The following is a 22,365-nucleotide window of genomic DNA, read 5'->3' as shown; positions in this document are numbered from 1 at the left end:
CACCACGATGCCGCAAGAAAAAGTCCTGGTCGTAGACGACGAGCCGACAATCGTAGAACTCTGCACCCGTGTCCTGACGAAAGAAGGATACCGCGTCAAAACCGCTTCCAACGGATTGCAGGCGCTTCAGATCTTTCATGAGGAACCGTTTGACCTGCTGTTGACGGACATCCGGATGCGCGGAATGAGCGGCCTCGAGTTGATCGACGCCGCCAAAAAGCACGACCAGGGAATCGCCATTGTCGTGATCACCGGTCACGGCACCGTGAACATGGCAATCGAGTCGCTCAAACTCGGCACGCTCGGCTTTGTCATTAAACCGTTCACGATGGAGGAACTGCTCGCCGCCGTCCGCCACGCCACGGAAAAAAATCGGCTCATCAACGAGAACATTCGCCTCCGATCCCTCATGCCCCTGTTTGAAATCAACCGGCGGCTGGTGACCACCGACTTGGATCATCTTTTCAGAGAAGTCTCCGAGAGTGCCCGCATTGAAACGAAGGCCGACCGCGCTTCGCTGATGTTGTTTGACGAATCCCGCCAGGAACTGCAGGTGAAATCCCACTCCGGGTTTGCCGTGGTCGTTCCTTCCAAGATGACCAAGAAGCTCGGTCAGGGAGTGGCAGGCGTGGTCGCCGAGACAAGAAAACCGCTGGTCATCCAGGGAGGCGTTCAACAAAATCCGGGGTTGGCGAACGTTCTCGAAGACACCGGGATTCTCTTCTCGGTTTCGGTCCCCCTCATCGGAAGAGGGTACACACGGATTTCATCCCTGACCCGTCCGCCTGCGACGCACGAACGGCTGATCGGGGTGCTGAACATCTCAAAAAACAACCCCGGCTCCGGACCGTTTACCGAAAGCGATCTGGAGCTGGTCACGCTCCTGGCCGGCCAGGCTTCGGCCGCGATCGAGAACGCCCAGCTCTATCAGGAGCTTCACCAAAGCTATGTCAAGACGATCCGGTCACTCGTGGCCACCATCGAGTTGAAGGACAGTTACACCTCGGGTCATTCCGAAAATGTTTCGAGGTATGCCGCGGCGCTGGCTCAGGAGATGGGATTAACGGCGAACGAGATCGACGAGATCGAGATCGCCGGAATCCTTCATGACATCGGGAAAATCGGAAGCAGCGAGGATATTCTTCTGAAAAAGGACCGTCTGACGAAAGACGAATTTGAAGTGATGAAGGCGCATCCCGCCAACGCGGTTAAAATTCTAAACGCGGTGGGGCTCTCCGAGAACATCCTCATGATTGTTCTCCACCATCACGAACAATGCAACGGGAAAGGATACCCGAACGGTCTCCCGCGCGAACGGATCCCCTTGGGGGCGCGCATCCTGATGGTCGCGGATACGATCGATGCCATGACGTCCGACCGCCCCTACCGAAAAGCGCAGCCGATCGCCAAGCTGTCCGGCGAACTCCAAAAATATGCCGGGCCGCAGTTTGATCCGGATGTGGTCAAAGCGTTTGAGGGCCTGCTGCAAAAAGTCGGACCGGATTTTTTCCGTCATCAATAGTCATCCGGCCCCGCGGAAAACCCCTTTTCGAAACGATCCAAAAGACGCAGGATCACCTCGATTCCGGCCAGGTTCACTCCAAGATCCCGCGTTAATGAACAGATCATCCGGATCCGCCGGAGATCGCGATCGCCATATAGGACGGTTCTGCGACCGTCCTCCAGCACCCCCTCTTCATGACGGATCAGTCCCCTCCGTTCATAGGTCCAAAGCGTCCGCGGCCGCAACCGATAAACTTCGCAGACGGTCGAGATCGTCACGTACCGTTGAACCGCTCGCTGTCCTTTCCCGCGTCTCTTAGGCATCGTTCACCCCAGCCGGTCCCGGATTTTATTTTCGTCTCCGCGCTCGATCCTCAAGCGGCGCAGTTCGTTGAAGAGCTCCCGTTCCTTCGCGTTGATCCGGTCCGGAATCATGATCCGTATCTTGTAATGCAAATCGCCCGCTCCTTCCCCTCGCGGCTTCTCCAGCCCCTTTCCCCTCAAACGAAGACGCTGCCCCGACTGGCTGCCGGGCGGGACCTTCAAAAGCACTTTTTGATCCAGCGTTGGAACCTTGATCTGGGCCCCCAAGGCGGCCTCGTCCGCCCAAACGGGCAGTTCCGCTTCCAGATCGTATCCATCGAGATGGAAAAGCCGATGGGGCAGAACCTTGACCACCAGGTAGAGATCGCCCGCCGGGCCGCCCTGGCTCCCTTTATCCCCCAGGCCGACGAGCCGGATTTTCGACCCTTCTTTCACCCCCTTGGGAATCTTGACTTGGACCTCCCGTTGTGTTCGGATCTGCCCTTGGCCTAGGCAGGTTCCGCACGGCTGCGCCGAGGTCACGACCTGTCTCTTCCCCTGGCTGTACGCAGAGGTCATGATCATGCCCTGGCCATGGCACGTCGGGCAGGTTTCAGTCACGGAGAGATTCAACGATTTACGGGAGCCCCGATGAAGTTCTTCCAGGGACAGACCGATTTCCGACTGCAGATCCGCGCCCGGATGGGGGCCTGCGGCGAACGGCCCGGGGCCGAAACCGGACATCCGGTCTCCGAAAAACGTCGTGAAGAAATCGCCGAGGTCGAAATCCTCCGGCGGCCCCTCGAATCCGGGGCGCGCGTACCGTCGCGCGTAATCGCGGTCTCTTTGAATCTGCTCCCAATGCGAGCCGAGTTCGTCATACTTCCGGCGCTTCTCGGGATCGCTCAAAACCTCGTTGGCCTCGTTGATCTCCTTGAAGCGTTCCTCGGCCGATTTGTTCCCCGGGTTTAGGTCCGGGTGGAACTCCCGGGCCAACTTCCGGTAGGCCTTTTTGATCTCCGACTCCGAGGCGTTCTTGGCCACGCCCAAGATTTTATAGTAGTCTTTGTATTCCATCGGATAATTTACGTCTCATTTGAGGCTCAATATGTAATTCGTCAGATCGTCCAGTTCGGACGGGGTCAGGGGAAAGGCCGGCATGATCGATCCCGGCGACACCGCCCGTGGATCTTTGAAATGACGGACCAGCCAATCCCGATCCCGGGCCTTCCCTTCAAAGGAAAGATCCGGTCCCACGGCGCCTCCCGACCCATGAATCCGATGACAGCCGACACAGGGAAGCTTGGCGTATAACTCCCGGCCCCTCGTCACCGACGGATCCGTCGTCGGAACGGCATAGATCTCCTCCAGCGAAACGGTCATCAGGCCGAACACCCCGGCCAGGAACAAAACACCGATGAGGATCGCCGTCGGCCGGCGGACGGGGTTGCGCGCCGGATTTCGATCGAGGAACGGCAGGAACATCAGGACCGCATAGATCACCCCGGGCAGAATCCATGTGGCCAAGGGTTCCAGCGGACCGTGAACGTACTTGAGCCCCTGGTAGTAGAACAGAAAGTACCATTCCGGGATCGGCTTGAAGCTGGTGTCCGACGGGTTGGCCTTGTCGGCCAGGGGAAAAGAAACGCCGATCGCCATGGCCGAGACGATCAGGAAGACGACGCCCATCACGACGGCATCCATGAAGACCTGCCTCGGGTAGAACGGCTCGCTCGCGGGCCGGCGCCTCCGCTCCGTCCGAACGGACTTATTTTTACCGACGGCCCTTTTTTCTTCAAACAAACCGGCCGGACCGACCCGCCTCAGAATAAACAGATGGAGCGCGATCAAGGCGAGCGTCATGAGGGGCAGGAAGAGAATGTGAAGAGCGAAAAAACGGGTCAGGGTCAGGGCTCCCAGATGGTCCCCTCCACGGACGATCCGGACGAGGGCATCGCCGATCCACGGAACGGTGCCGACCATGTTGATCCCGATCTGCGTCGCCCAGTACGCCTTCTGATCCCACGGCAGGAGGTAACCGCTGAAGGCAAAGGCCAGCACGAGCAGGAACAACACGACCCCGACCATCCACATCGCTTCCCGGGGGGGCTTGTAAGCCCCGTACAGATAGACCTGCAGCATGTGAAGCCCGATGGCCACCACCATGGCGCTGGCCCCCCAATGGTGCAGCCCTCTCACAAAGGGGCCGAACGAAACCGACGTCATGATGAACCGGATGCTGTCGTAGGCGTGATCGGGCGTCGGCGCGTAATATATCGCCAGGAACATCCCGGTCAGGAGTTGAAGGAAGAAAAGAAAAAGGGTGGCGCTTCCGAAGACGTACACCCAGCTTGTGCCGCCGGGAATCGGCTCGCTCAGGAGCATTTCCTCGATGGGCCGGAGCCTCAAGCGCCGGTCCAGCCAATCGTGGATGGTTCGAAACATCGTCACAACTCAACCTGCTGAGGCGTTCCGGCCTTGAACTCCTTATTGATGACGAACAGGCGTCCGTCTTCCACTTTGACGGGCAGGCGGTCCAGGGGCCGGGGGGCCGGGCCGCCGACGACCTTGCCGGTGATGTCAAAGACGCTGCCGTGGCAGGGACACTTGAATTCCCGATCGCCGGAGTCCCAGTGGTAGCCGCATCCAAGATGGGTGCAAAGGGGGGAAAAGACCGTGACGGCCCCGTCCGGCTGTCGGACCGCCCATACCGATTTCGTGGCCGTGGCATCCAACCACCCGTCGCGGAGCGTCACGACATACGAGAGTTCCCGCGGGACTCCGACCGTCAAGTCGTCCAGACGGCCGGCCTCGGCCCAATCCTGAACGCTTCGACGAAAGGCCGGCGAAATCACATAGCCGACCAGGGGGATCGCGAGGACCAGGCCGATCATACCCATGATGAATCCCGTCACGCGAACGAGAAAAGTCCGACGTTCCATCCCGGCGATCTCACGAGGGTTTAAATGGTGCGTAGTGCACCGACACGTCTTCCGGAAATCAAGAACGGCCGATCACGATTTTCGAAATCGGACTTAAAGAACGGCGGTGATCTCTTCCGCGATCCGGTCCCAAAGACCCAGTCCCTTGGACGAAAGCCGGATGCGCGGGGGATCCAGAACGACCAGGTCGTCACGGCTCCATTGATCGAACGTTTGTTGAAGTCGTACGGGATCGGTCACGGGATATTGATTCCGGATCTCGTCGAGACGGACCCCCTCCGCTTTCCGCAGTCCGAAAATCAGCGCCTCCCGGCCGGCTTGCGTCGGATCGATCGCCTCGGATTCCTCGATCGCCTCCCCGCCGGCGTCGACGTCATGAATGTAGGCGTCGATATCCTCCGTTTTCGAGAACCGCCGGCCGTCGAAATAAGAGTGGGCCCCGGGGCCGAGCCCGAGATACTCCCGCTGGCTCCAGTACCCCAGATTGTGGCGACAGGCGTGACCGGACCGGGCGTAGTTCGAGACCTCATACCGGACGTATCCCGCATCGGCAAGCTTGGCGTGAGTCCACTCGTCAAACCGCACCTGCCGTTCCTCGTCGGGCAACACCAGAAGACCCCGGTCATAATCCGCCCCGAACCGCGTCCCCTCCTCGATCGTCAGGGCATAGGCCGACAGATGCTCCGGCCCGATGCCGATCGCCTCGTCCAGCGTCCGGTCCCAATCTTCCAGCCGCTGGTCCGGAAGTGCGTACATGAAATCGAGGTTCACATTATCAAACCCGGCCTCCCGGGCCGTCCCGTAGGCTTCCCGGGCGACCCGCGGGCCGTGCGCGCGGCCGAGCCTCGTCAGCTCGCCGTCCCGGAAGGACTGCACACCGAGACTCAAGCGATGGACTCCTCCGCTTTTCAGCGCCGTTAATTTTTCGAGATCGACCGTGCCGGGATTGGCCTCCATCGTGACCTCGATGTCGTCCGCAAAATTAAAATGACGGCGGCTACAGTCCAGCACCTCCAAAATTTGATCGGCGTTAAAGATGGACGGCGTCCCGCCCCCCATGTATAGGGTGATCAGGCGGCGATCCCGGACCCCGGTCCGACCGCCGTACCGCGCGATCTCCTTTTTCAGGGCCGAGAGAAAGCGAAGGCTCTGGGGCTTGTCGTACCGCACCGAGTTGAAGGCGCAATAGTGGCACTTGCTCCAGCAGTATGGAAAATGAAGATAAAGCGAAAACGGCGCGTTCATGTTCGCAGTATACAACAACTCGTCCGTTCAATCAAAGCGCCGACCTCCATCGGGCCCGAGTCGGGCCGGGCCTCCCCGCGGGGGTGTAGGTTTCTAGAGCAAGGATTTGACCGCGAACGCCGGATCCCGCAGTTGCGGTTCCTTCCCGGCGAGATCCGTTTTTTGCCGAATGAGACGTTGGAAGACGGGAAACTCTTTGGCCTTGCCGTTGACCGCAAAATAGGCCGTCAACACGTTTTGCTTGAGGTAAAGGACGGTGAACGATCGATCTTCAAGCCGTCCGCGAAGAAGAACCCGGTCATGCTCGGCTTCGTCGCCGGCGAACTGCAGGCGAAGGTCGAAGAGGTCGGACCAGACATAGGTGAGGAGATCATACGGCCGGCCCGCACCAGCCATGTTCTTCCCGGCCAACTGACCGCCGTATTCCGCGTGACCCCAGTGTTCCACACGCCGACGTTTGCCGAAAACGGGATCGGGATAATTCGCGACGTCCCCGGCGGCGTAAACGTCGGGATGGGACGATTGAAGATATTCATTCACCACGATCCCGTTGTCGACCCGGAGACCGGCCTCCCGGGCCAGTTCCACATTGGGAACAATCCCGATGCCGATGCAGACGAAGTCGCACGGAAACTCCTTTCCGGACTTTGTCGCGACGGCCGAAGCGCGACCCCGGCCCCGGATCTCGGTCACCGTCTCCCGGGTGTGGAACGCGACGCCCTTTTGCGCGCAATCGCTCTGGAAGAAGCCGGCCAGCGTGGCGTCGGCAAAACGGGACCAGATATGGGCTTGCGTCTCGATCACGGTCACCCCGACGCCCCGTTGAGTCAGGGAGGCTGCGATCTCCATCCCGATAAAGCCGGCCCCGATGATCACGGCCCGTCGGCCCGCCACGGCCTCGGCGCCGATCGCGGCCGAATCCTCGAGGGTGCGCAGATAATGGACCCCGGGGAGGTCGTTCCCGGGGATCGTGAGACGGACCGGACGTCCCCCGGTGGCGATCAGGGCCTTTTCGAAAACGACCGTTTCGGCGTTCGAGAGCGCGGCGGTTTTGGCTGAGAGCTCCAGTCGACGGACGGACAGGCCCGGCAGGAGTTCGATCCGATGGTCCCGATAATACGGTTCGGGATCATAGAACAGCTCATCCCGGGATTTTTCTCCCCGGAGAAATTCCTTCGAGAGGGGCGGCCGGTCGTACGGCCGGTGGGGCTCTTCGCCGATTAGGGTGATGCTCCCGTCGGGGTCGCTCTCCCTAAGTTGCCGGGCCGCCTCACGGGAGGCGAGACCTCCCCCGATCAATAGATAGCGGGTCGTCCTCATCGGTCCTCCGGGCTTTGTTCGCGGCACCGCCGTCCCGACGCTTCAACGCGCCGGCGCGGCCTTGTATTGAGCCAGGATCGTCTTCAGGTCCTCGCCGGTGATCGTTTCCTTTTCCAGCAGCACCGAGGCCGCGCGGCGAAGGATATCCTTCTTTTCCGCCAGAATCTTCCGCGACCGGGCGACCTGCTCATCGATGATCCGGCGAATCTCGCAATCGATCTCCCGCGAGGTCTCCTCGCTGTAATCCCCCGGCATCGGAGACTGCGCCGTCGGGAGAAAAAGCGGCTGACGCTCCATGTCGAGGGTCACCTGACCCAGCTTGTCGCTCATGCCGTAGGTCTTCACCATGCTCTTGGCGATCTGGGTGGCCTTGAGCAGATCATCCTGAGCCCCGGTCGAGACTTCATGATAAACGATCTCTTCGGCGATCCGGCCGCCGAGCAGCACCGCGATCTTGTTCTCCAGCTCCGATTTTGTCATCAGGAAGCGTTCCTCCGTGGGCAGCTGCAGGGTGTAGCCCAGCGCGGCGATCCCGCGCGGGATGATCGAGATCTTCTGAACCGTATCCACGCCCGGAATCGAGAGCGCCACCAGGGCATGCCCGACCTCGTGATGCGCGACCCGCTCGCGTTCCGCCTTATTGAGAACCCGATTCTTTTTTTCCAGCCCCGCGATCACCCGCTCCACCGCCTCCTGAAGTTCGGAAAGACCGACCTTGTCTTTTGAGCGACGCACCGCCAATAACGCGGCCTCGTTGATAATGTTCGCCAAGTCGGCCCCCACGAATCCCGGCGTCATCGCCGCGATCACTTCCAGGCCGGCTTCCGATTCCAGGGGCACGCTCCGCGCGTGGATTTTCAAGATCGCCAGCCGGCCGTTCTTGTCCGGGCGATCCACCAGGACATGGCGGTCGAAACGGCCCGCGCGCAGCAGCGCCGGATCCAAAATTTCCGGCCGGTTCGTCGCGGCCATCAGGATGACCCCCACACGCGGATCAAACCCGTCCATCTCGGACAGAAGCTGATTCAAGGTCTGCTCCCGCTCCTCGTGCGCCATGGGGCCGATTCCGCGGGCCTTCCCCAACGCGTCGAGCTCGTCGATGAAGATGATGCACGGCGCCTTCTCCTTGGCCTGCGTGAACAGATCGCGCACACGCGCGGCCCCCACTCCCACAAACATCTCGACGAACTCCGAGCCGCTGATCGAGAAAAAAGTGACCCCGGACTCGCCGGCGACGGCGCGCGCGAGCAGCGTCTTTCCGGTTCCCGGAGGACCCACCAACAGGATTCCCTTCGGGATTTTTCCGCCCAGCCGGCCGAACTTTTCCGGAGTCTTCAGAAACTCGATCACTTCTTGCAGTTCGATCTTGGCCTCGTCCACCCCCGCCACGTCGTTGAAGGTGACCTTGACCTCCTTCTCCATATAGATCTTGGCCTTGCTCTGGCCGACCGTCATAAACCCGCCCTGACCCTGCCCCAGGCGTCGGATGAAATAAAGCCAGACCCCGAAGAACAACGCAATCGGAACCACCCAGGACAGCAGCTGCCTTACCAAGGTGCTTTCGATCACACCCACCACCTTGACATGACCGGCCAGCAGATCCCGGATCAGATCGGGGTCCTCGACGCGCACGGTGTCAAAGACGCTCCCCCTCGCGTCGCCCCCGGCCTCGGCTTTCATTTGGCCGTGAATGACCGACGAGGCGATCGAAACCTCGGCCACTTTGCCGGCGGCCACCGCGGCCTTGAACTCACTGTAGGGAAGTTCAGTCGGACTGAAGATGGGTGTCACAAAGAGCTGAAACAGGACCAGAAGCCACAGGGCCGCCACGATGTACCAGACTGAAAATTTCCAATGCTTCGTATTCATGCTCCGTCATCCCGGCGGTTCAGGCGTTCCGGACCTTTCGCAGCTATTCTATTTTTAAAACTAACAGGTCGGCGGTCCCGATGTCAATGCACCGGGGTTTCGGGGCCAAAGCGGCCCAGAGGGCTTTCGCGGGAAGACGGATGCGGCGTCCTCGGGTCGAATGAAAAAGGCATTCGGCTCATCGGCCGGCGCCCTTCCCGCGCCGTCGGCTTTTAAACTTCCGATCCCGATCAAACGCGCTCGTCATATTTTACACCCAGCCAGAGCAGGCTTCCCAAGAACGCCGCGACCGCGGCCACCGTCAGGGCCGCCGGCCATCCCCACCGCTCGCCGATCCAGGGGGTCAGCGTCGGGGAAACGGTTCCTCCCAAGTTGGCCCCCATGTTCATCAAGCCGGACAAGACGCCGGAATGTTTGTGGGAAAGGTCGATCGTGCTGGCCCAATACGCGCCCACGGTCGAATATAGAATTCCGGCGCCGAGCGAAAGCAGAACGATCGCGGTGTAAGGATCCCCCGCCATCGCACCGCAGAAAATCAGCAATCCGGTCAAAACCATCCCGGAGGCCCCGACACCGGCCCGCCCTTTGCGACGGCCGTATTTTTTTGTCAACGCGTCGCTCAGCCACCCGCCCAGCGGACAAAAGACGGCCATGGCGATAAACGGCCCGCTGGCCCAGATCGATCCCTGCAAAACGGTAAAATGACGCACGTTCACCAAATATAAAAAAAACCAGGAAAGATATATATAGGCGATGTAACCCAGCATCGTATAGCTTAACGTGAGAAACCAGACCGAGCGGACTTTCAGCAAGGCGGCCACCGACGGCGCGGACGAATTGGAGGCTCCCGGTTCTTCCGGGTCCCCGGCGATCCAGGCCAGCTCCGACGCATCGACCCGGGGATGCTCGCGGGGAAAATCCCGTGAAAGGAAATACCAGGCGATCGCAACAAACACGCCGATGCCGCCGGTCGCGTAAAAAGCCGTCCTCCATCCGTACCCAACCATCAGCCAGGCGACAAGCGGCGGAGTCATCGCGGAGCCCAGTCCGATGCCGCCGATTGAAACGCCGATCCCCAGGCCCCGCTCGGACGGCGCCAGCCAGTTCGCGACGGTGCGGTTGAAATTCGGAAGGGCCGCCCCTTCACCCACCCCGATCAGAAACCGGATGAGAATCAGCGAACCGAAGGCGCCGAGAAGACCGCTATAGAATAGACGGCCCGTTTCGGCCGTCAGAACGGTGAAAAGAGACCACCACAACACGGCGCCGGTGAGGACCCGCCGGGGCCCCCACCCGTCGCCCAGCCAACCGCCCGGAACCTGGAAAAGGGCGTAGCCCAATACAAACGAAGAAAAAATCGTTCCCATCTGGACGGCGGACAACCCGAACGCCGGCATCAGCTCCTTTCCGGCCACCGAGATGTTCACGCGGTCGATGTAGGTCACCACACTGATCAGAAACAGCAGGCCCAGAATCTGCCAACGGACGCGGCTTCGCTTATTTTTGATCATCGCGCGTTATCGTCATCCCGATCAATGAACGTGATCCATTTTGAAAATCGGGCGCTCCCGGACGGAGTCGGAGTCCCGGATCATGGGGGCGGGAAACCCTTAGGGACAAACCCCGGGGACCATTCTATCCAACATCGCCCAATTCTGTCAAAGAGAAGCAGGACGATGCTTCCGTGGTCGGGAAAGTCCCTCTCGGGGTTTGGAAGCGTACGGATCGCGATCGATTGTTGCGGAGCGGTTCAGGATTGTTTTAAGGAAGACGGTCATCGCCGCACAGGCCTTCGGCCGGAAACGCACGGCGAGCCGGGCGGCTCGACCTTACGGTGAATAAGTGATATCCACGCGGGTCTTGTCCAATTTCTTGGCTGCAGTGGGAACGACGACCGCGCCCGGGCTGAACAATTTCCGATAGGCCCAGAAATAGAAGCATATCCATTTCAGCGAAAGGCGGTAGCGCACCCGGTCATAGAGGCTCATGGCCTGCTCCATTTCAACGAAACCCCGACGGTCCCGTCAAGCGGATCGTCCGTGTTCGACGTTCTAGTCAAAAATTACACCCCGAGCACGCGAGTGTCAATAACACTTTAGGGGGTTTTGAAGAACCTTGGCCTCATGGCCTGGGACGACGCTCGCCTTGGGGATGCGACCCGAGGCTTGCGCCGGGGAGGGAAACACCGCTTACGTGTAGTTTGACTTCCTCGTTTTCCAAAAGAACCAGGCCGCCGAGACCAGGGAAGCGCCCCCGCCGTCGGCCATCACGTCAAAAACGTCCGGGTCCCGATGCGGGACGAAGGCCTGGTGAACCTCGTCCGAGGCTCCATAAGCCACCGCGATCACCACCGCCCAGACCGCGACGGCCGGCGTCACGGCCCGGGGCCAAGTTCCTCGCAGGGCCCGCAACAACAAAAAACAGAACAGGCCGTATTCGGTCCCGTGGGCGACTTTGTCCCATTGGGGAAACGGGCCCTCGCCGATGAAATCCAAGGGCTGGGAGGAAACGTAGAAAATCAGCCCGGCGTAGAGAAGTACGGGCCCCCAGAGAACCCAGAAGCCTTTAGAGTCCGACCGATGAATAAACCACTCCTCTGCCGGACCCGACGGTCCGGGTCCGTTGACGGTTTGGAAAAGCTTTTTTTCAGAAGGTCCTATCGCCCCGTCAACGGCCGTAACGGGCGATGAACTTGGCTTTGGCCAAGGCGTTCTGATTCAAATAGTAACCCACCATGGCCCCGCTCGCTTCTTGCTTGAGAGGCAATTGATCCACTTTCAACGCATACACCGTGAAGATATAGCGATGCGGCTTATCGCCCGCCGGCGGACAGGGGCCTCCGTAACCCGGCTGTCCGAAATCGGTCATGCTTTGGACGCTGCCCTGGGGCGCCAATCCGCTGTCCGGCTTCCCGGCGTTGGCGGGGAGCTTGTTGACCGAAGGAGGAATGTTGAAGATGACCCAGTGCCACCATCCGCTGCCGGTCGGGGCATCCGGATCGTAAACGGTCACCGCGAAGCTTTTCGTGTCCTTGGGCGCGTTCTGCCAATCGAGTTCCGGGGAAACATTGCCGCCCGCGCAACCGAAACCGTTGAAGACCTGTTCGTTAGCGACGGTCGCTTTATCTTTCAGAACCGGGCTGGTCAAATGAAAACCCGCGGCGGAGCAGGGCACGGCGATGAGGACGATCACCAACGACAACCAGATTCGAGCCATCTTGTTCTCCTTTCGTTGAAAGAAACGGTCAAGTTGATCTTCGCCGTTTTGTCCGAATGCTCTCCATCGATCAAGGCCAAAACGGCCTCCTTCGCGGTTTCTCATTCTTCCGCGGAAGCTTTCTTCAACTGGCGGGCGATCTCCGTATGGCCGTTCCGCGTCGCGCGCATCAAGGCCGTCAGGCCGTTGTTGTCCTTGGCGAGGACGTCCGCTCCCCGGCCCAGCAAGACGAACACGGTGTCCGCCTGACCCTGATCGGCCGCCAGGATCAGGGCCGTTTCACCCTTGTTGTTTTTGGCGTTGATATCGGCGCCGGCGAGCAGCAGATCCTTCACGGCGACCGCCCGCCCCTTGAACGCGGCCAGCATCAGGGCCGTCATGCCGTTGTCGGACTTGCCGTTGGGGTCGGCCCCCCGGGCCAGCAGAAGTTTCACGGGGTCGGCGTAATTATACTCGACGGTGTACATCAACGCCGTCGCGCCCTGCTTGTTTTTGGCCCGGACGTCCGCGCCCCCGTCCAGGAGAATTTTCATGACGTCGGCGTGGCCGTTGAGGCCCGCGTACATCAAGGCGGTCGCGCCCAACGCATCCCGCGCATCCACGCCGGCTTTCCGGTCCAGCAAGAGCCGAACGGTGTCGGCGTGGCCGTTCTCGGCCGCCCACATCAAAGCGGTCGTGCCGCGCTCGTCCTTCGCCTCGATGGCCGCACCCTTGTCCAGCAGGGTCTTCACGGTATCGGTCTCCCCCTCCCCCGCGGCCAGGATCAAGGGCGTCATGCCCATCGTTTCACCGGTTTCGTGTTCGTCGCCGCGGGCGGCGGACGAGACCCAAAGGACGATGAACAAGGTCAGGAGGAGCGATCGCGCGATCATTGTTTCACCCGTTTCTCATGAGAAGCCGATGGCACCGAAGCGTGGATGGCCCCATTCTATCCAACCGGACCCGAGTCTGTCAAAGGATTGTCCAGAAAATTTTTCAGCGGAACGACCGTCCACAACCAACCGACGGCCAATCATTTCATGACCTGCGCCATCCCGATGGCGATCAACAGGATGCCCGCGACGACGGCGGCTTTGTTCGTCAACTTCCATCGGACGAAGACGTCGGCGATTGCGTTTCCGGCCCAGAGGGCGAGAAAACTCAGCGCGGCCGACAACAATCCCACCCAAAACGAGTCCAAGCCGATCATCCCGGCGCTGAGGCCCCCGCCGACGTTGTTGATCGAGAGCGCAAGACCGAGGATCGTGGCCTCTTTAAAATCGATATGTCGGGATTGATCCATGTCCGCATGTTCGGGATTCAGCAAAACATGGACAATCCCTTTTTTGTTTTCGGGACCGGGTTCCACCGCGCCGTGGTCCTTTTTGCGGACATGCGGCTCCGCGATCATCCATGCGCCGATCGCGGTGAGGAGCAACATCGCCAGGACCGAAGACGTTCGTTTACTGAGAAATTCCGACAGGAGGGTTCCGGACAAAACGGCCGAGAATGAGATCACAAAAGTGATGACGGATATCCAGACATTGATGGGAGTCGTGATTCGAATTCCGCGGATACTGTACGCAATTCTCACTCCGATGTTATCGAGGTTGTTGATCAGCGCGATGAAAAATGTGTAAAAAAGATTGTGCATGGGCGACGGGTAAAAAATTCAACCTCTCCAGCTCCGGGCGCATTCTATCCGACGCCATGTTATCTGTCAAAGAATCATTTGGAAGACAGGATTGATTTTACATGCGATTAACATCCGCTTGATTTCCTCGTAACAGCCAAACCGCAAGGGAGGTCCCGTCCGCCCGCCGTGAGAGATTTTTCCGGCCTGCCCGGCTATATTACACCGCTCAAGCACTCGGGTGGTGACACCCTATTTTCGGTAATGCGCTCCTTTTTGTTTTTCCATCGGTGCGGACCCGCCTTTGAAATTAAAGGATTTTTGTCCCGTCGCTCCAATCGTTCTCCGGTATGAGAGTTGCAGAACTCTTCCGGAAAACGGTTCGGGATGAAAAAGAATCTCATCGACGGCATCAATAAGAAAACCATGCAGGCCTCGGTCGCCGACTACTCGGCCCTGAAGGGCCTTTCTCCCCCCGAGGAAGCGGCGCTGGCCGCCTGCGGGGATTGCGTGCGCGGCCGGCCCATCCTCGATCTGGGCGTCGGCGCCGGGCGCACCGTCGAAGCGCTCCGCGCGATCAGCGCCGACTACATCGGCGTCGATTACGTCGAAGAGATGGTGGCCTTCTGCCGCCGGCGGTTTCCGGGCGTGCGCTTCGAGCATGCGGACGCGCGGTCCCTGACCCGATTTCGCGATCACACTTTCGCCCTCGTCGTCTTCGCGTGCAACGGGATCAGCATGGTCGATCATGCCGGGCGGCTGGCCGTCTTGAAAACGGCCCATCGTCTCCTGGAGCCGGGCGGCTTTTTTATTTTTTCGACGTACAACAGGGACAACGCCCTCTACAAAACCTGGTTCCGGTTTCCGGATTTTTCGTTTACAAAGAATCCGTTTAAACTGGCCGTGAGATCGGCCCGCTTTTGCGTCCAAACCGCGACGCGCGCGGTCAACCGCGTTCGTCTTAAACCCCGGGAACGGCAAACGCCCGAATACGCGATCGTCAACGACGTATGCCACGACTACGCGACGATGCTCTATTACATCTCGGTCGACGGCCAGCGAGCGCAACTGGGCGCCGCGGGGTTTCTGCCCCGCGCAACCGTTTTTGACCTGAGCGGGCGCGAAGTCGCCGGCGACACTCCGCACGACTCCCTCACCTATCTGGCCCGGAAGCCCTTTTGACGATCTTCAATCCGGAAGCGGTCGGCCAATTCTCCGATGAAGATGGATCTTACCCGCCTTGACAGCGGCTCAATTACTGCTATCCTTGAGATTGAGAAGACCGAAGATACTAAGATACAAAGTCAAACGGTTTCGAAAATGACGCAAAAGCCGATCCGAAACTTCTCCGCCTTTTTCTTGACCCTCATGATATTGGCTTGCGGCCGGGGAGCCAACGCAGAACAGCAGCCTAAATTCACAATCGAGACCTTGCCCGCCGATCTGGAACCCGTCGATTCAAAGATCTGGAGCGTGGGGACTTCGATTAGAATCGTCGAAGTCATGGCCCTCCATAATACTTGCGACGGGGTAGAGGGAGAGGTGAATCTCCGGGACTCCAATACGGACGTTTTCGTGAAACTGAAACCCAAGAGTCAGGATTTCCCCGCGGGGAAGGATTGCACTCCGAAGGAGGTTCCGGTTGCGGTATCGGTGACCATCCCCCACATGCCCTTCGTAGTCGGTTGCCACCATAATATTACGCTCGAAACACCCCAAGGGATAAAGCACCACGGCGTCACGATCGTTTGGTAATTTTGAGCAAGCCGACCCAAACCAATCCTGCCAAAAAATCATGGAAAGAGCCCAACCCGGCCGGAGCGGACCGGAGCAGACCCTCGTCTTGCGCCGGCCAGCCCCGTCCGTAATTCACGGCGCCGTCCCGGGCCGGAGTTTTTCCATGGCGATTTCCCGCATGCGGAATTTCTGAAATTTGCCGGTGACGGTCATCGGGAACTCCTCCACAAACCAGATGTAATGCGGGATTTTATAGTGGGCGATCTTGCCCTTGCAGAATGCCCTGATTTCCTCTTCGGTGGCGATTTCGCCCGAACGCAGCTGAATCCAGGCCGCCACTTCTTCGCCGTAATATTTATCCGGGATACCGAACACGGCCACTTCCGCCACTTTAGGATGCGTGAAAAGGTAGTCCTCGATCTCCCGCGGATAGATCTTCTCCCCGCCGTGAATGATCATTTCCTTCAGCCGGCCGGTAATCCGGACATACCCGTCGGCATCCATGGTCCCGAGGTCGCCGGAATGAAGCCAGCCCTGCCGGTCGACGGCCTTCCGCGTGGCTTCTTCATCCCCATAATAACCCACCATGACATGGTAGCCCCGAAAACAAATTTCACCGACCTGACCCAGCGGCACCGTTTGTCCTGTGGACGGATCAACGACTTTGACCTCCTGATGCGGCAGGTTCTTCCCCACGGTCTCCGTGCGACGTTCCGGCGTATCGTCCCGCGTCGTGAGATGGGTGATCGGGGATGACTCCGTCTCGCCGTATCCGATCAGGATCTCACGGCAGCGCATGTCTTCCATCACCCGCTTCATGAGCGCCGGCGGGCAGGGCGCGCCGGCCATGATGCCCGTTCGAAGCGTCGACAGATTGAACTCCCGGAATCGAGGGTCTTCCAGCTCGGCGATGAACATGGTGGGCACGCCGTGGATGGCGGTGCACCGTTCCCGCTCCACGGCTTGCAGCAGCCGTCGCGCATCGAAATGCTCCCAAGGAATGACGATGCAGGCCCCGACCGACAGGCACATCAGGTTGGCCACCACCATGCCGAAACAATGATAAAACGGCAAGGGGACGACCAGGCGGTCCGTATCCTTGAAATGCAGGGCCCGGGCAACGAAGTAGGCATTATTGAGAATATTGTGATGCGTGAGAACGACGGCTTTGGGAAAGCCGGTCGTGCCCGATATGTACTGGATATTAATGGGATCATCCCGGTCCAACAGGGCCGTCAACGCCCGAAGCCTGTCCTCCGCGACCGGATCGGCGGCCGTCAGCACGTCCGGCCAGGCGAGAAACCCGGGCTGCGGGCGTTCCGTTCGATCCGGCGCCGCCGGGTTGTAAACAATCACATGACGCAGGGCGGGAAACGCCTTGCTCTTCCATCGACCCGGCGCCCCGTCCCTGAGTTCCGGGATGAGTTCAACGAGCATCGCGATGTAGTCGCTGGCGCGAAAGCTTGGAATCGCGAACAGACCCTGCACCTCGGAACGTTGCAGCGCGTACGCAACTTCCCGGGAGCGGTAGGCCGGATTGATATTGACCAGAACGGCGCCGATGCGCGCCGTCGCCATCTGCAACAAAAGCCACTCGACATTGTCGGTGGACCAGACCGCAATGCGATCGCCTTTGTTAAAACCGATCCCCAAAAGGCCGCGCGCCAGGAGATCGATCGCACGCGCCAGTTGCGCATAGGTCAATCGACGATTCTGATGGACCGAGACCACGGCTTCATGATCCGGAAATCGCTCCGCGATCTCGGCGAAGTGCTCCGGTATCGTTGCGCCGAGCAGCGGTTCGGGACCCCCGCGATGGAAATAGCTGGATTGGGCGTGCGTCATATTCGCGGATGATATATGATTTGCACCCACACGGGCGATCGAGCCTTAGAGCAATAGAACATGAGACCGCCTTGCGAGCCTTCTCCATTGCTCCCATGTCGAAGGCTCCGATGCAAGCCGAGAAAGTGCGCGATCCCCTCCGGCCCTGATTTCAGATATCCCGGTTTTGAATCCCGGACCGCACAAAGAATTCTCAAATCATCCTTCCTCAAAAGTCCAATGCAAAACCCATTTCATTATAATTCAACCGATTGGAGAAAAATTCACCCAGGGGATCATGGCCGATGTGGTTTTCGGCGAAAATTCTTAACGAGCGGGTGTGCTGTTCGTTCCAGTCCACCACGCCCGCCTGGGCCGTCCAATCCACATTCCAATGCACTTCCTGGTAGGTCTGAAGATCGCCCGCGGCGTACAACCTGGCCCCAAGAGGGAGCGGGGGGCCGCCCTCCCATTCACCGCCGGCCTGGGCTTTCCAAGGCCTGTTTGATTCACCGATGGAAAAACCGTAGCTGCCTTCGACATAAAGGCGAAGGTCCACGTGAGGGAAATACGAGACTCCGAGGTCGATCTCCTGCCGAAGGTACGCCAGGCGCTTCGTCAGGCCCGTCCGGAGTATCAGCTCATCCCCCAGATGGTCACTCTCGTGCAGAACCTGAAGACGCATGGCCCACGGGCCATGCGATCCGCTGAGGGATAGACCGGCACGGAAATTCGCCCCAACCTGGTCAAGGTCGTGGTGGATGTCCCAACGGGGCAGGACGGCGGCAGACCCCGCGATCTGTAACTTCTCAAACGGCGGATCACCGGGCTTCAGATTCGCCAGGGCAAAGGCGCCTCCGATGGCCGTGTCAAACTGGAGCTCACCCCCGCTGCCGAAAAGGACGCCGGCGCCGAAACGGGGCCGCCTCGGGTCGGCAATATAAGGCCGGTAATCGAGCCGCTCGGGTAAAAACGCCGGAGCCCCCGGCACGACCGCCTCGGCATGAACCGTCCCGGATAAACAGCAACAACCCAGCAACACCACCCACCCGCTCACGAGACGCATCAGGCACTCCTGGGTCAGAAGTTCAGAAGATCCGGAAATACATGTATAGAAACGGCCGCGGAGCCAAAATGCCGCGCGCCGGCGCCTTCCCTGCGGGAACAAATGCCCCCCATCGAAACACCCCAAGAGATAAAGCACCACGGCGTCACGATCGTTTGGTAATTCTTGTCGGCCGATCCCGCACGGCCCCCTTCCGTCCGAAGGCTATTTAATCCAACGCTTGCTCGATCAGACTCCCCGCCCCGGCGATCGTCTTGACTGCGTCATCCGTCAGGCCAAACCGCCGTTTCAGGTACTCCGAATCGTTATAACTTAACCAGACTTTCCCGTCGTTGTCCTGCCAGGCCAGCGCCTTCAGCGGAAGGTCGATGGCCGCAGTGGGCGCCGCGAGCATCACGGGGGTGCCCGCCTTCGGGTTTCCGAAGATCAACAATTGGGTCGGGGGCATTTTCATTCCCGCCTTCTCGGCCTCGCCGCTGTGATCCACTCGGGCAAAGACCTTGATGCCCTTCGCTTTCAATGCGGCCTCCATCCGGTCGAGCGTTTCCGGCACCGAATACCGGCTGGGTCTGCTCATGATTCCATCGCCTGTTTTCATGGGAAGGACTCCTTGTAAATTTCAGCCGCCGACAACCGGGACGATTGGAACGTCAGAAGTCAAACAGGTCAAACAGGTCGCCGATGGCCGGGCTGTTCAGCGGCACGTAGGGGTCCGCTGCGGATGTTACCGGATTGGGGAGGTTGTCGCGGCTGCGGCCCGTAAGGGGGTCCAACTCCCAGTTCCTTTCGATGAACTTCAAAATGGAAACGTGGTCGCCATAGGTGTGGATCACGCGACCCGGCAGGGCATGGGAAGAAACGGCCAGAAGCGGAATCCGTGTTCCATCCCCGAAGAAATCGAGCGGTTGCACGTAACCCGAATCATAATAGCCGCCCCCCTCGTCGAACGTAACGAGAATGGCGGTATTCCCCCACAGTTCTTTATCGCTCTTCACGGCCTCTACGACCTTCTTTACAAATCCTTCGAACAAATCGAGCTTGGACGTGGCGGGGTGACCGTCTGCGAATCCGCTCGGCTTGAGGAAGGAAACGGCCGGCAGTTGATGAGCGGCGATGTCGTCAAAAAGATGGGGCTCGTCCTGAATATAGGCCGCCCTCAATGCGGGGTTCGTCATCATGGAAGTCGAATACTGGAAACCGTTGCAGATTTTGCAATAGGCGCTGGGCAAGCCGGCCACGTAACGGTCCCAGCCCTCTCCGTAATACTTGAAGGAGATGTTGCGTTCAAGCAGCTCGTCGCCGATGTGCCGAACCGAGGTCGGCGGAATGGTGAAGCGGTTCGGGCCCAGAGGGGCCGGGGTCCCGTCGCCGAGGTATCCGGGATTGTAATTGTTCAAAATGTAGTAGTGCCCCGCCTCGCAGTTCGGGTTGATGGGCCGGGCCAAGGAGGCGAGATACGCGACCACGGAGGCCACACCGGGCTGCGTCGTGTCCGAGCACTCGCTGTACGTCCCACCGGAATAGCCGTCTTGAGTGTAGTAGTTGTTGGTCCCCGCCTGCGGGTCGGGATTCTCGATCTGATTGGCGGGCGGCGTCCCGGTTTCCCCGCCGCCGTTGCTGTACCAAATATCGTCCCCGTAAAACAACATGATATGGTTCACCCCGGTTCCGCCTTCGGCGGCCTGGTGGAAATTGTCGCTCATCGCGTACCGATCCGCAAGGCTCTTAAGGTAAGGAGCGTCTCCCTTGGCGACGTTGTAAAAGCCCATCGCCGACGAACCTTCTCCGGTGCTGAGGTCGTTGAAACCCGCCGGCTGGGGCCGACCGTTGCTTCCGGCTCCGATCGTCACTTCCACCCACGGGAAAAGATCGTTCAGGCACCCGCTCGGATTCCGAGGCGTCGCAAAAACGGAGTCGCAGTCCAATTGCTGCCACATCTGATAAAACCGATGGACGGGGCTGGAGGCGTAGTCGTCGTACTGGATCGACGGCGTAATCGGAAACACTCCACCGCCCAAGGCATAGGGATTCGGGAAACGGGCATCAACCACATCCCGGGCCAGCCCGGTTCCGCCGGTCGTCAGGTATTGGGTGTAGCCCAGCGCGAGATTCGGCTCGGCCGCTTTCGCAACGGCGACGTGCGCGAAGGGCGCCTTGGTCGGAGCACCGTCCGTCATAACCGGGGGGATATTCGTGTACAGACTCTTGCCCTGGGGATGGATGGAGAAAGTCCCGTTGTCCACGGCGTTGTATTGCGCGGAAAGGGAGTAATTGGGACCCGGGCTGCCGTCCTCATTGACGATGCCCTTGGAGAGCAGGTTGGAAACAGTCTGTCCGTGCTTCGGCTGGTAGGTGGCGAAGACGTGATCGAAGGTTCGGTTCTCGCCGATAATGACGATCACGTGCTTGATGGGAGACGCGGTCGTCATAGTCTCGGCGGGTTCTCCCGCTCCCGCCGGCTGCGCGAAGGTGCGCCCGGGGGAGTCGATCATCCACTCGAAAACCGAGAACACGAGGATCAAGAGAATGATCAGAAGACCGAGGTGGGACTTGACGATTGTAAGACGGGTTTCCATGGCATCCTCCTTTTCGTATCAGGAGAGTATACTCTCTCTTCCGGGCCGGTTCCATCTGTCGGATTGGATTTTTTGCTCACAACCAACACGATCATCGCCCTACAATATTAAGAGCCGATCAAGAAAAGGTAAAATAAAGGTAACATCTCCCAGCGCCTTCATCCCGGGAACAAATCACCCCCGACGAGCTCAGGTCGTAAATAAAACGTGCCCCCGGCGTGATTTGAACACGCACCGTGCCGAAGGCGAGGAATCAAAATGCCGCGCGCCGGCGCTATCACCTTCCCCGAATAGCAGATAAAAATAGTCTCTCATTTCTCATGCGTTGCATAACCCATCCTTGCTCCATCACCCCAAATGAAAAAGGCCTCTTCTAAGGAGGCCTTTTTCATCCTATATGCCAATGGCCTTGTTATGGTATGGCAAAGTTGCCCGCCGAGGTGGCCGTCCCGTTCGGCGTGGTGACCGAGATCGGACCCGTGGTGGCCCCAGCCGGAACCGTGGCCCGGATCTGGCCCGAGCTTGGCACCGTGAACACGGCGGAAGTCCCGTTAAACTGAACGTCCGTGGCCCCCGTAAAGTTCTTGCCGGTGATCACCACACTGGCGCCCTCAGGACCGCTGCTCGGTGTGAAGCCGGTGATGAGGGGCGTCGCCGTGAAGGTGGCCGTGCAGCTCTTGTTCGCGTTCATCAGCACCGAGCCGGTGGCGCATTCCGCGGCATCGGGACCGCTCCAACCGCTGAACGTGGAACCGGTCTTTGCCGTTGCTGAGACGGCTGCGATTTGGCCGTAGGCGTACGTTCCCGCACCGCTCACCGTGCCGGTGCCCGTGCCGGCTGAATTGAGCGTCAGAGTATAGTTAATCGTGAAGTTGCCCGCCGAGGTGGCCGTCCCGTTCGGCGTGGTGACCGAGATCGGCCCTGTAGTGGCTCCCGCCGGAACAATGACCCGGATCTGGGCAGAGCTTGGCACCGTGAACACGGCGGAAGTCCCGTTAAACTGAACGTCCGTGGCGCCCGTAAAGTTCTGGCCGGTGATCGCCACGCTGGCGCCCACCGAACCGCTGCTCGGTGTGAAGCCGGTGATGGCAGGTAAGGGCACCGTCACTATAAAGTTGCCCGCCGAGGTGGCCGTCCCGTTCGGCGTGGTGA

General features: G+C 59.7%; 21 protein-coding genes. 3 read left to right on the top strand and 18 right to left on the bottom strand.

From position 1 onward, the window contains the following. Nucleotides 1-7 precede the first annotated feature (7 nt). Complete coding sequence (locus VLY20_09770; protein HUK56931.1) at nucleotides 8-1,522, top strand: HD domain-containing phosphohydrolase; 1,515 nt, start codon at nucleotides 8-10, stop codon at nucleotides 1,520-1,522. Here VLY20_09770 and VLY20_09765 read toward each other — a convergent pair. The 13 genes from VLY20_09765 to ytaF form a co-directional block, all read right to left on the bottom strand. Continuing rightward, nucleotides 1,516-1,827, bottom strand: a complete 312-nt coding sequence (locus tag VLY20_09765; GenBank protein HUK56930.1) for a MerR family transcriptional regulator — start codon at nucleotides 1,825-1,827, stop codon at nucleotides 1,516-1,518. The genes VLY20_09770 and VLY20_09765 overlap by 7 nt on opposite strands. Before the next feature lie 3 nt (nucleotides 1,828-1,830). Next, the gene (locus VLY20_09760; protein HUK56929.1) at nucleotides 1,831-2,883 is read right to left on the bottom strand and encodes a J domain-containing protein; all 1,053 of its coding nucleotides are present in this window, start codon (nucleotides 2,881-2,883) and stop codon (nucleotides 1,831-1,833) included. 15 nt (nucleotides 2,884-2,898) lie between these two features. After that, nucleotides 2,899-4,251 (bottom strand): cytochrome b N-terminal domain-containing protein, encoded by a 1,353-nt coding sequence (locus VLY20_09755; GenBank protein HUK56928.1) that lies wholly within the window; start codon nucleotides 4,249-4,251, stop codon nucleotides 2,899-2,901. Nucleotides 4,252-4,253: 2 nt separating this feature from the next. After that, nucleotides 4,254-4,748: a ubiquinol-cytochrome c reductase iron-sulfur subunit gene (locus VLY20_09750; protein ID HUK56927.1), complete on the bottom strand. Its 495-nt coding sequence runs from the start codon at nucleotides 4,746-4,748 to the stop codon at nucleotides 4,254-4,256. 93 nt (nucleotides 4,749-4,841) lie between these two features. After that, on the bottom strand, nucleotides 4,842-5,993 hold the full coding sequence (gene hemW, locus VLY20_09745) for a radical SAM family heme chaperone HemW (GenBank protein ID HUK56926.1): 1,152 nt from the start codon (nucleotides 5,991-5,993) through the stop codon (nucleotides 4,842-4,844). 93 nt (nucleotides 5,994-6,086) lie between these two features. Then, nucleotides 6,087-7,313: an FAD-dependent oxidoreductase gene (locus tag VLY20_09740; GenBank protein HUK56925.1), complete on the bottom strand. Its 1,227-nt coding sequence runs from the start codon at nucleotides 7,311-7,313 to the stop codon at nucleotides 6,087-6,089. Nucleotides 7,314-7,355: 42 nt separating this feature from the next. Then, nucleotides 7,356-9,182, bottom strand: coding sequence for an ATP-dependent zinc metalloprotease FtsH (ftsH, locus tag VLY20_09735; GenBank protein HUK56924.1), 1,827 nt, complete (start codon nucleotides 9,180-9,182; stop codon nucleotides 7,356-7,358). A 230-nt stretch (nucleotides 9,183-9,412) separates the two neighbouring features. Continuing rightward, on the bottom strand, nucleotides 9,413-10,693 hold the full coding sequence (locus VLY20_09730; GenBank protein ID HUK56923.1) for an MFS transporter: 1,281 nt from the start codon (nucleotides 10,691-10,693) through the stop codon (nucleotides 9,413-9,415). A 318-nt stretch (nucleotides 10,694-11,011) separates the two neighbouring features. Next, entirely contained in the window at nucleotides 11,012-11,170 is a 159-nt protein-coding gene (locus VLY20_09725; GenBank protein HUK56922.1) for a hypothetical protein, read from the bottom strand. A gap of 201 nt (nucleotides 11,171-11,371) precedes the next feature. Further along, entirely contained in the window at nucleotides 11,372-11,677 is a 306-nt protein-coding gene (locus VLY20_09720) for a VanZ family protein (GenBank protein HUK56921.1), read from the bottom strand. A gap of 172 nt (nucleotides 11,678-11,849) precedes the next feature. Beyond that, complete coding sequence (locus VLY20_09715; GenBank protein HUK56920.1) at nucleotides 11,850-12,398, bottom strand: YbhB/YbcL family Raf kinase inhibitor-like protein; 549 nt, start codon at nucleotides 12,396-12,398, stop codon at nucleotides 11,850-11,852. A gap of 101 nt (nucleotides 12,399-12,499) precedes the next feature. After that, nucleotides 12,500-13,270: an ankyrin repeat domain-containing protein gene (locus VLY20_09710; GenBank protein HUK56919.1), complete on the bottom strand. Its 771-nt coding sequence runs from the start codon at nucleotides 13,268-13,270 to the stop codon at nucleotides 12,500-12,502. A gap of 140 nt (nucleotides 13,271-13,410) precedes the next feature. Beyond that, entirely contained in the window at nucleotides 13,411-14,031 is a 621-nt protein-coding gene (gene ytaF, locus VLY20_09705; protein ID HUK56918.1) for a sporulation membrane protein YtaF, read from the bottom strand. Between the two features lie 366 nt (nucleotides 14,032-14,397). Here ytaF and VLY20_09700 point away from each other — a divergent pair, with 366 nt between their 5' ends. Together VLY20_09700 and VLY20_09695 are read left to right on the top strand one after the other, a co-directional pair. Next, on the top strand, nucleotides 14,398-15,192 hold the full coding sequence (locus VLY20_09700) for a class I SAM-dependent methyltransferase (protein HUK56917.1): 795 nt from the start codon (nucleotides 14,398-14,400) through the stop codon (nucleotides 15,190-15,192). Nucleotides 15,193-15,330: 138 nt separating this feature from the next. Then, the gene (locus tag VLY20_09695; GenBank protein ID HUK56916.1) at nucleotides 15,331-15,765 is read left to right on the top strand and encodes a hypothetical protein; all 435 of its coding nucleotides are present in this window, start codon (nucleotides 15,331-15,333) and stop codon (nucleotides 15,763-15,765) included. A 114-nt stretch (nucleotides 15,766-15,879) separates the two neighbouring features. Here VLY20_09695 and VLY20_09690 read toward each other — a convergent pair whose 3' ends face one another. The 5 genes from VLY20_09690 to VLY20_09670 form a co-directional block, all read right to left on the bottom strand. After that, nucleotides 15,880-17,592 (bottom strand): AMP-binding protein, encoded by a 1,713-nt coding sequence (locus VLY20_09690; GenBank protein ID HUK56915.1) that lies wholly within the window; start codon nucleotides 17,590-17,592, stop codon nucleotides 15,880-15,882. 208 nt (nucleotides 17,593-17,800) lie between these two features. Next, nucleotides 17,801-18,637, bottom strand: coding sequence for a DUF1207 domain-containing protein (locus VLY20_09685; GenBank protein ID HUK56914.1), 837 nt, complete (start codon nucleotides 18,635-18,637; stop codon nucleotides 17,801-17,803). A 208-nt stretch (nucleotides 18,638-18,845) separates the two neighbouring features. Further along, on the bottom strand, nucleotides 18,846-19,214 hold the full coding sequence (locus VLY20_09680; GenBank protein HUK56913.1) for a DUF302 domain-containing protein: 369 nt from the start codon (nucleotides 19,212-19,214) through the stop codon (nucleotides 18,846-18,848). A gap of 73 nt (nucleotides 19,215-19,287) precedes the next feature. After that, nucleotides 19,288-21,213, bottom strand: a complete 1,926-nt coding sequence (locus tag VLY20_09675; GenBank protein HUK56912.1) for an alkaline phosphatase family protein — start codon at nucleotides 21,211-21,213, stop codon at nucleotides 19,288-19,290. Nucleotides 21,214-21,625: 412 nt separating this feature from the next. After that, complete coding sequence (locus tag VLY20_09670; GenBank protein ID HUK56911.1) at nucleotides 21,626-22,315, bottom strand: IPT/TIG domain-containing protein; 690 nt, start codon at nucleotides 22,313-22,315, stop codon at nucleotides 21,626-21,628. Nucleotides 22,316-22,365: the final 50 nt, after the last annotated feature.

The organism is Nitrospiria bacterium, assembly GCA_035517655.1.
Classification (GTDB): Bacteria; Nitrospirota; Nitrospiria; order JACQBZ01; family JACQBZ01; genus JACQBZ01.
The sequence above is the reverse complement of the archived record's forward strand: the minus strand, read 5'-3'. Positions and strand labels throughout refer to the sequence as shown.

Bases quoted from the DNA above. Each gene is read 5' to 3' on its own strand.
- hemW (HUK56926.1), bottom strand. From the start codon at position 5,993: ATGAACGCGCCGTTTTCGCTTTATCTTCATTTTCCATACTGCTGGAGC.
- VLY20_09690 (HUK56915.1), bottom strand. From the start codon at position 17,592: ATGACGCACGCCCAATCCAGCTATTTCCATCGCGGGGGTCCCGAACCG.
- VLY20_09680 (HUK56913.1), bottom strand. From the start codon at position 19,214: ATGAGCAGACCCAGCCGGTATTCGGTGCCGGAAACGCTCGACCGGATG.
- VLY20_09755 (HUK56928.1), bottom strand. From the start codon at position 4,251: ATGTTTCGAACCATCCACGATTGGCTGGACCGGCGCTTGAGGCTCCGG.
- VLY20_09725 (HUK56922.1), bottom strand. From the start codon at position 11,170: ATGAGCCTCTATGACCGGGTGCGCTACCGCCTTTCGCTGAAATGGATA.
- VLY20_09750 (HUK56927.1), bottom strand. From the start codon at position 4,748: ATGGAACGTCGGACTTTTCTCGTTCGCGTGACGGGATTCATCATGGGT.
- VLY20_09730 (HUK56923.1), bottom strand. From the start codon at position 10,693: ATGATCAAAAATAAGCGAAGCCGCGTCCGTTGGCAGATTCTGGGCCTG.
- VLY20_09770 (HUK56931.1), top strand. From the start codon at position 8: ATGCCGCAAGAAAAAGTCCTGGTCGTAGACGACGAGCCGACAATCGTA.
- VLY20_09685 (HUK56914.1), bottom strand. From the start codon at position 18,637: ATGCGTCTCGTGAGCGGGTGGGTGGTGTTGCTGGGTTGTTGCTGTTTA.
- VLY20_09760 (HUK56929.1), bottom strand. From the start codon at position 2,883: ATGGAATACAAAGACTACTATAAAATCTTGGGCGTGGCCAAGAACGCC.
- VLY20_09740 (HUK56925.1), bottom strand. From the start codon at position 7,313: ATGAGGACGACCCGCTATCTATTGATCGGGGGAGGTCTCGCCTCCCGT.
- VLY20_09675 (HUK56912.1), bottom strand. From the start codon at position 21,213: ATGGAAACCCGTCTTACAATCGTCAAGTCCCACCTCGGTCTTCTGATC.
- VLY20_09700 (HUK56917.1), top strand. From the start codon at position 14,398: ATGAAAAAGAATCTCATCGACGGCATCAATAAGAAAACCATGCAGGCC.
- VLY20_09710 (HUK56919.1), bottom strand. From the start codon at position 13,270: ATGATCGCGCGATCGCTCCTCCTGACCTTGTTCATCGTCCTTTGGGTC.
- VLY20_09715 (HUK56920.1), bottom strand. From the start codon at position 12,398: ATGGCTCGAATCTGGTTGTCGTTGGTGATCGTCCTCATCGCCGTGCCC.
- VLY20_09695 (HUK56916.1), top strand. From the start codon at position 15,331: ATGACGCAAAAGCCGATCCGAAACTTCTCCGCCTTTTTCTTGACCCTC.
- ytaF (HUK56918.1), bottom strand. From the start codon at position 14,031: ATGCACAATCTTTTTTACACATTTTTCATCGCGCTGATCAACAACCTC.
- ftsH (HUK56924.1), bottom strand. From the start codon at position 9,182: ATGAATACGAAGCATTGGAAATTTTCAGTCTGGTACATCGTGGCGGCC.
- VLY20_09765 (HUK56930.1), bottom strand. From the start codon at position 1,827: ATGCCTAAGAGACGCGGGAAAGGACAGCGAGCGGTTCAACGGTACGTG.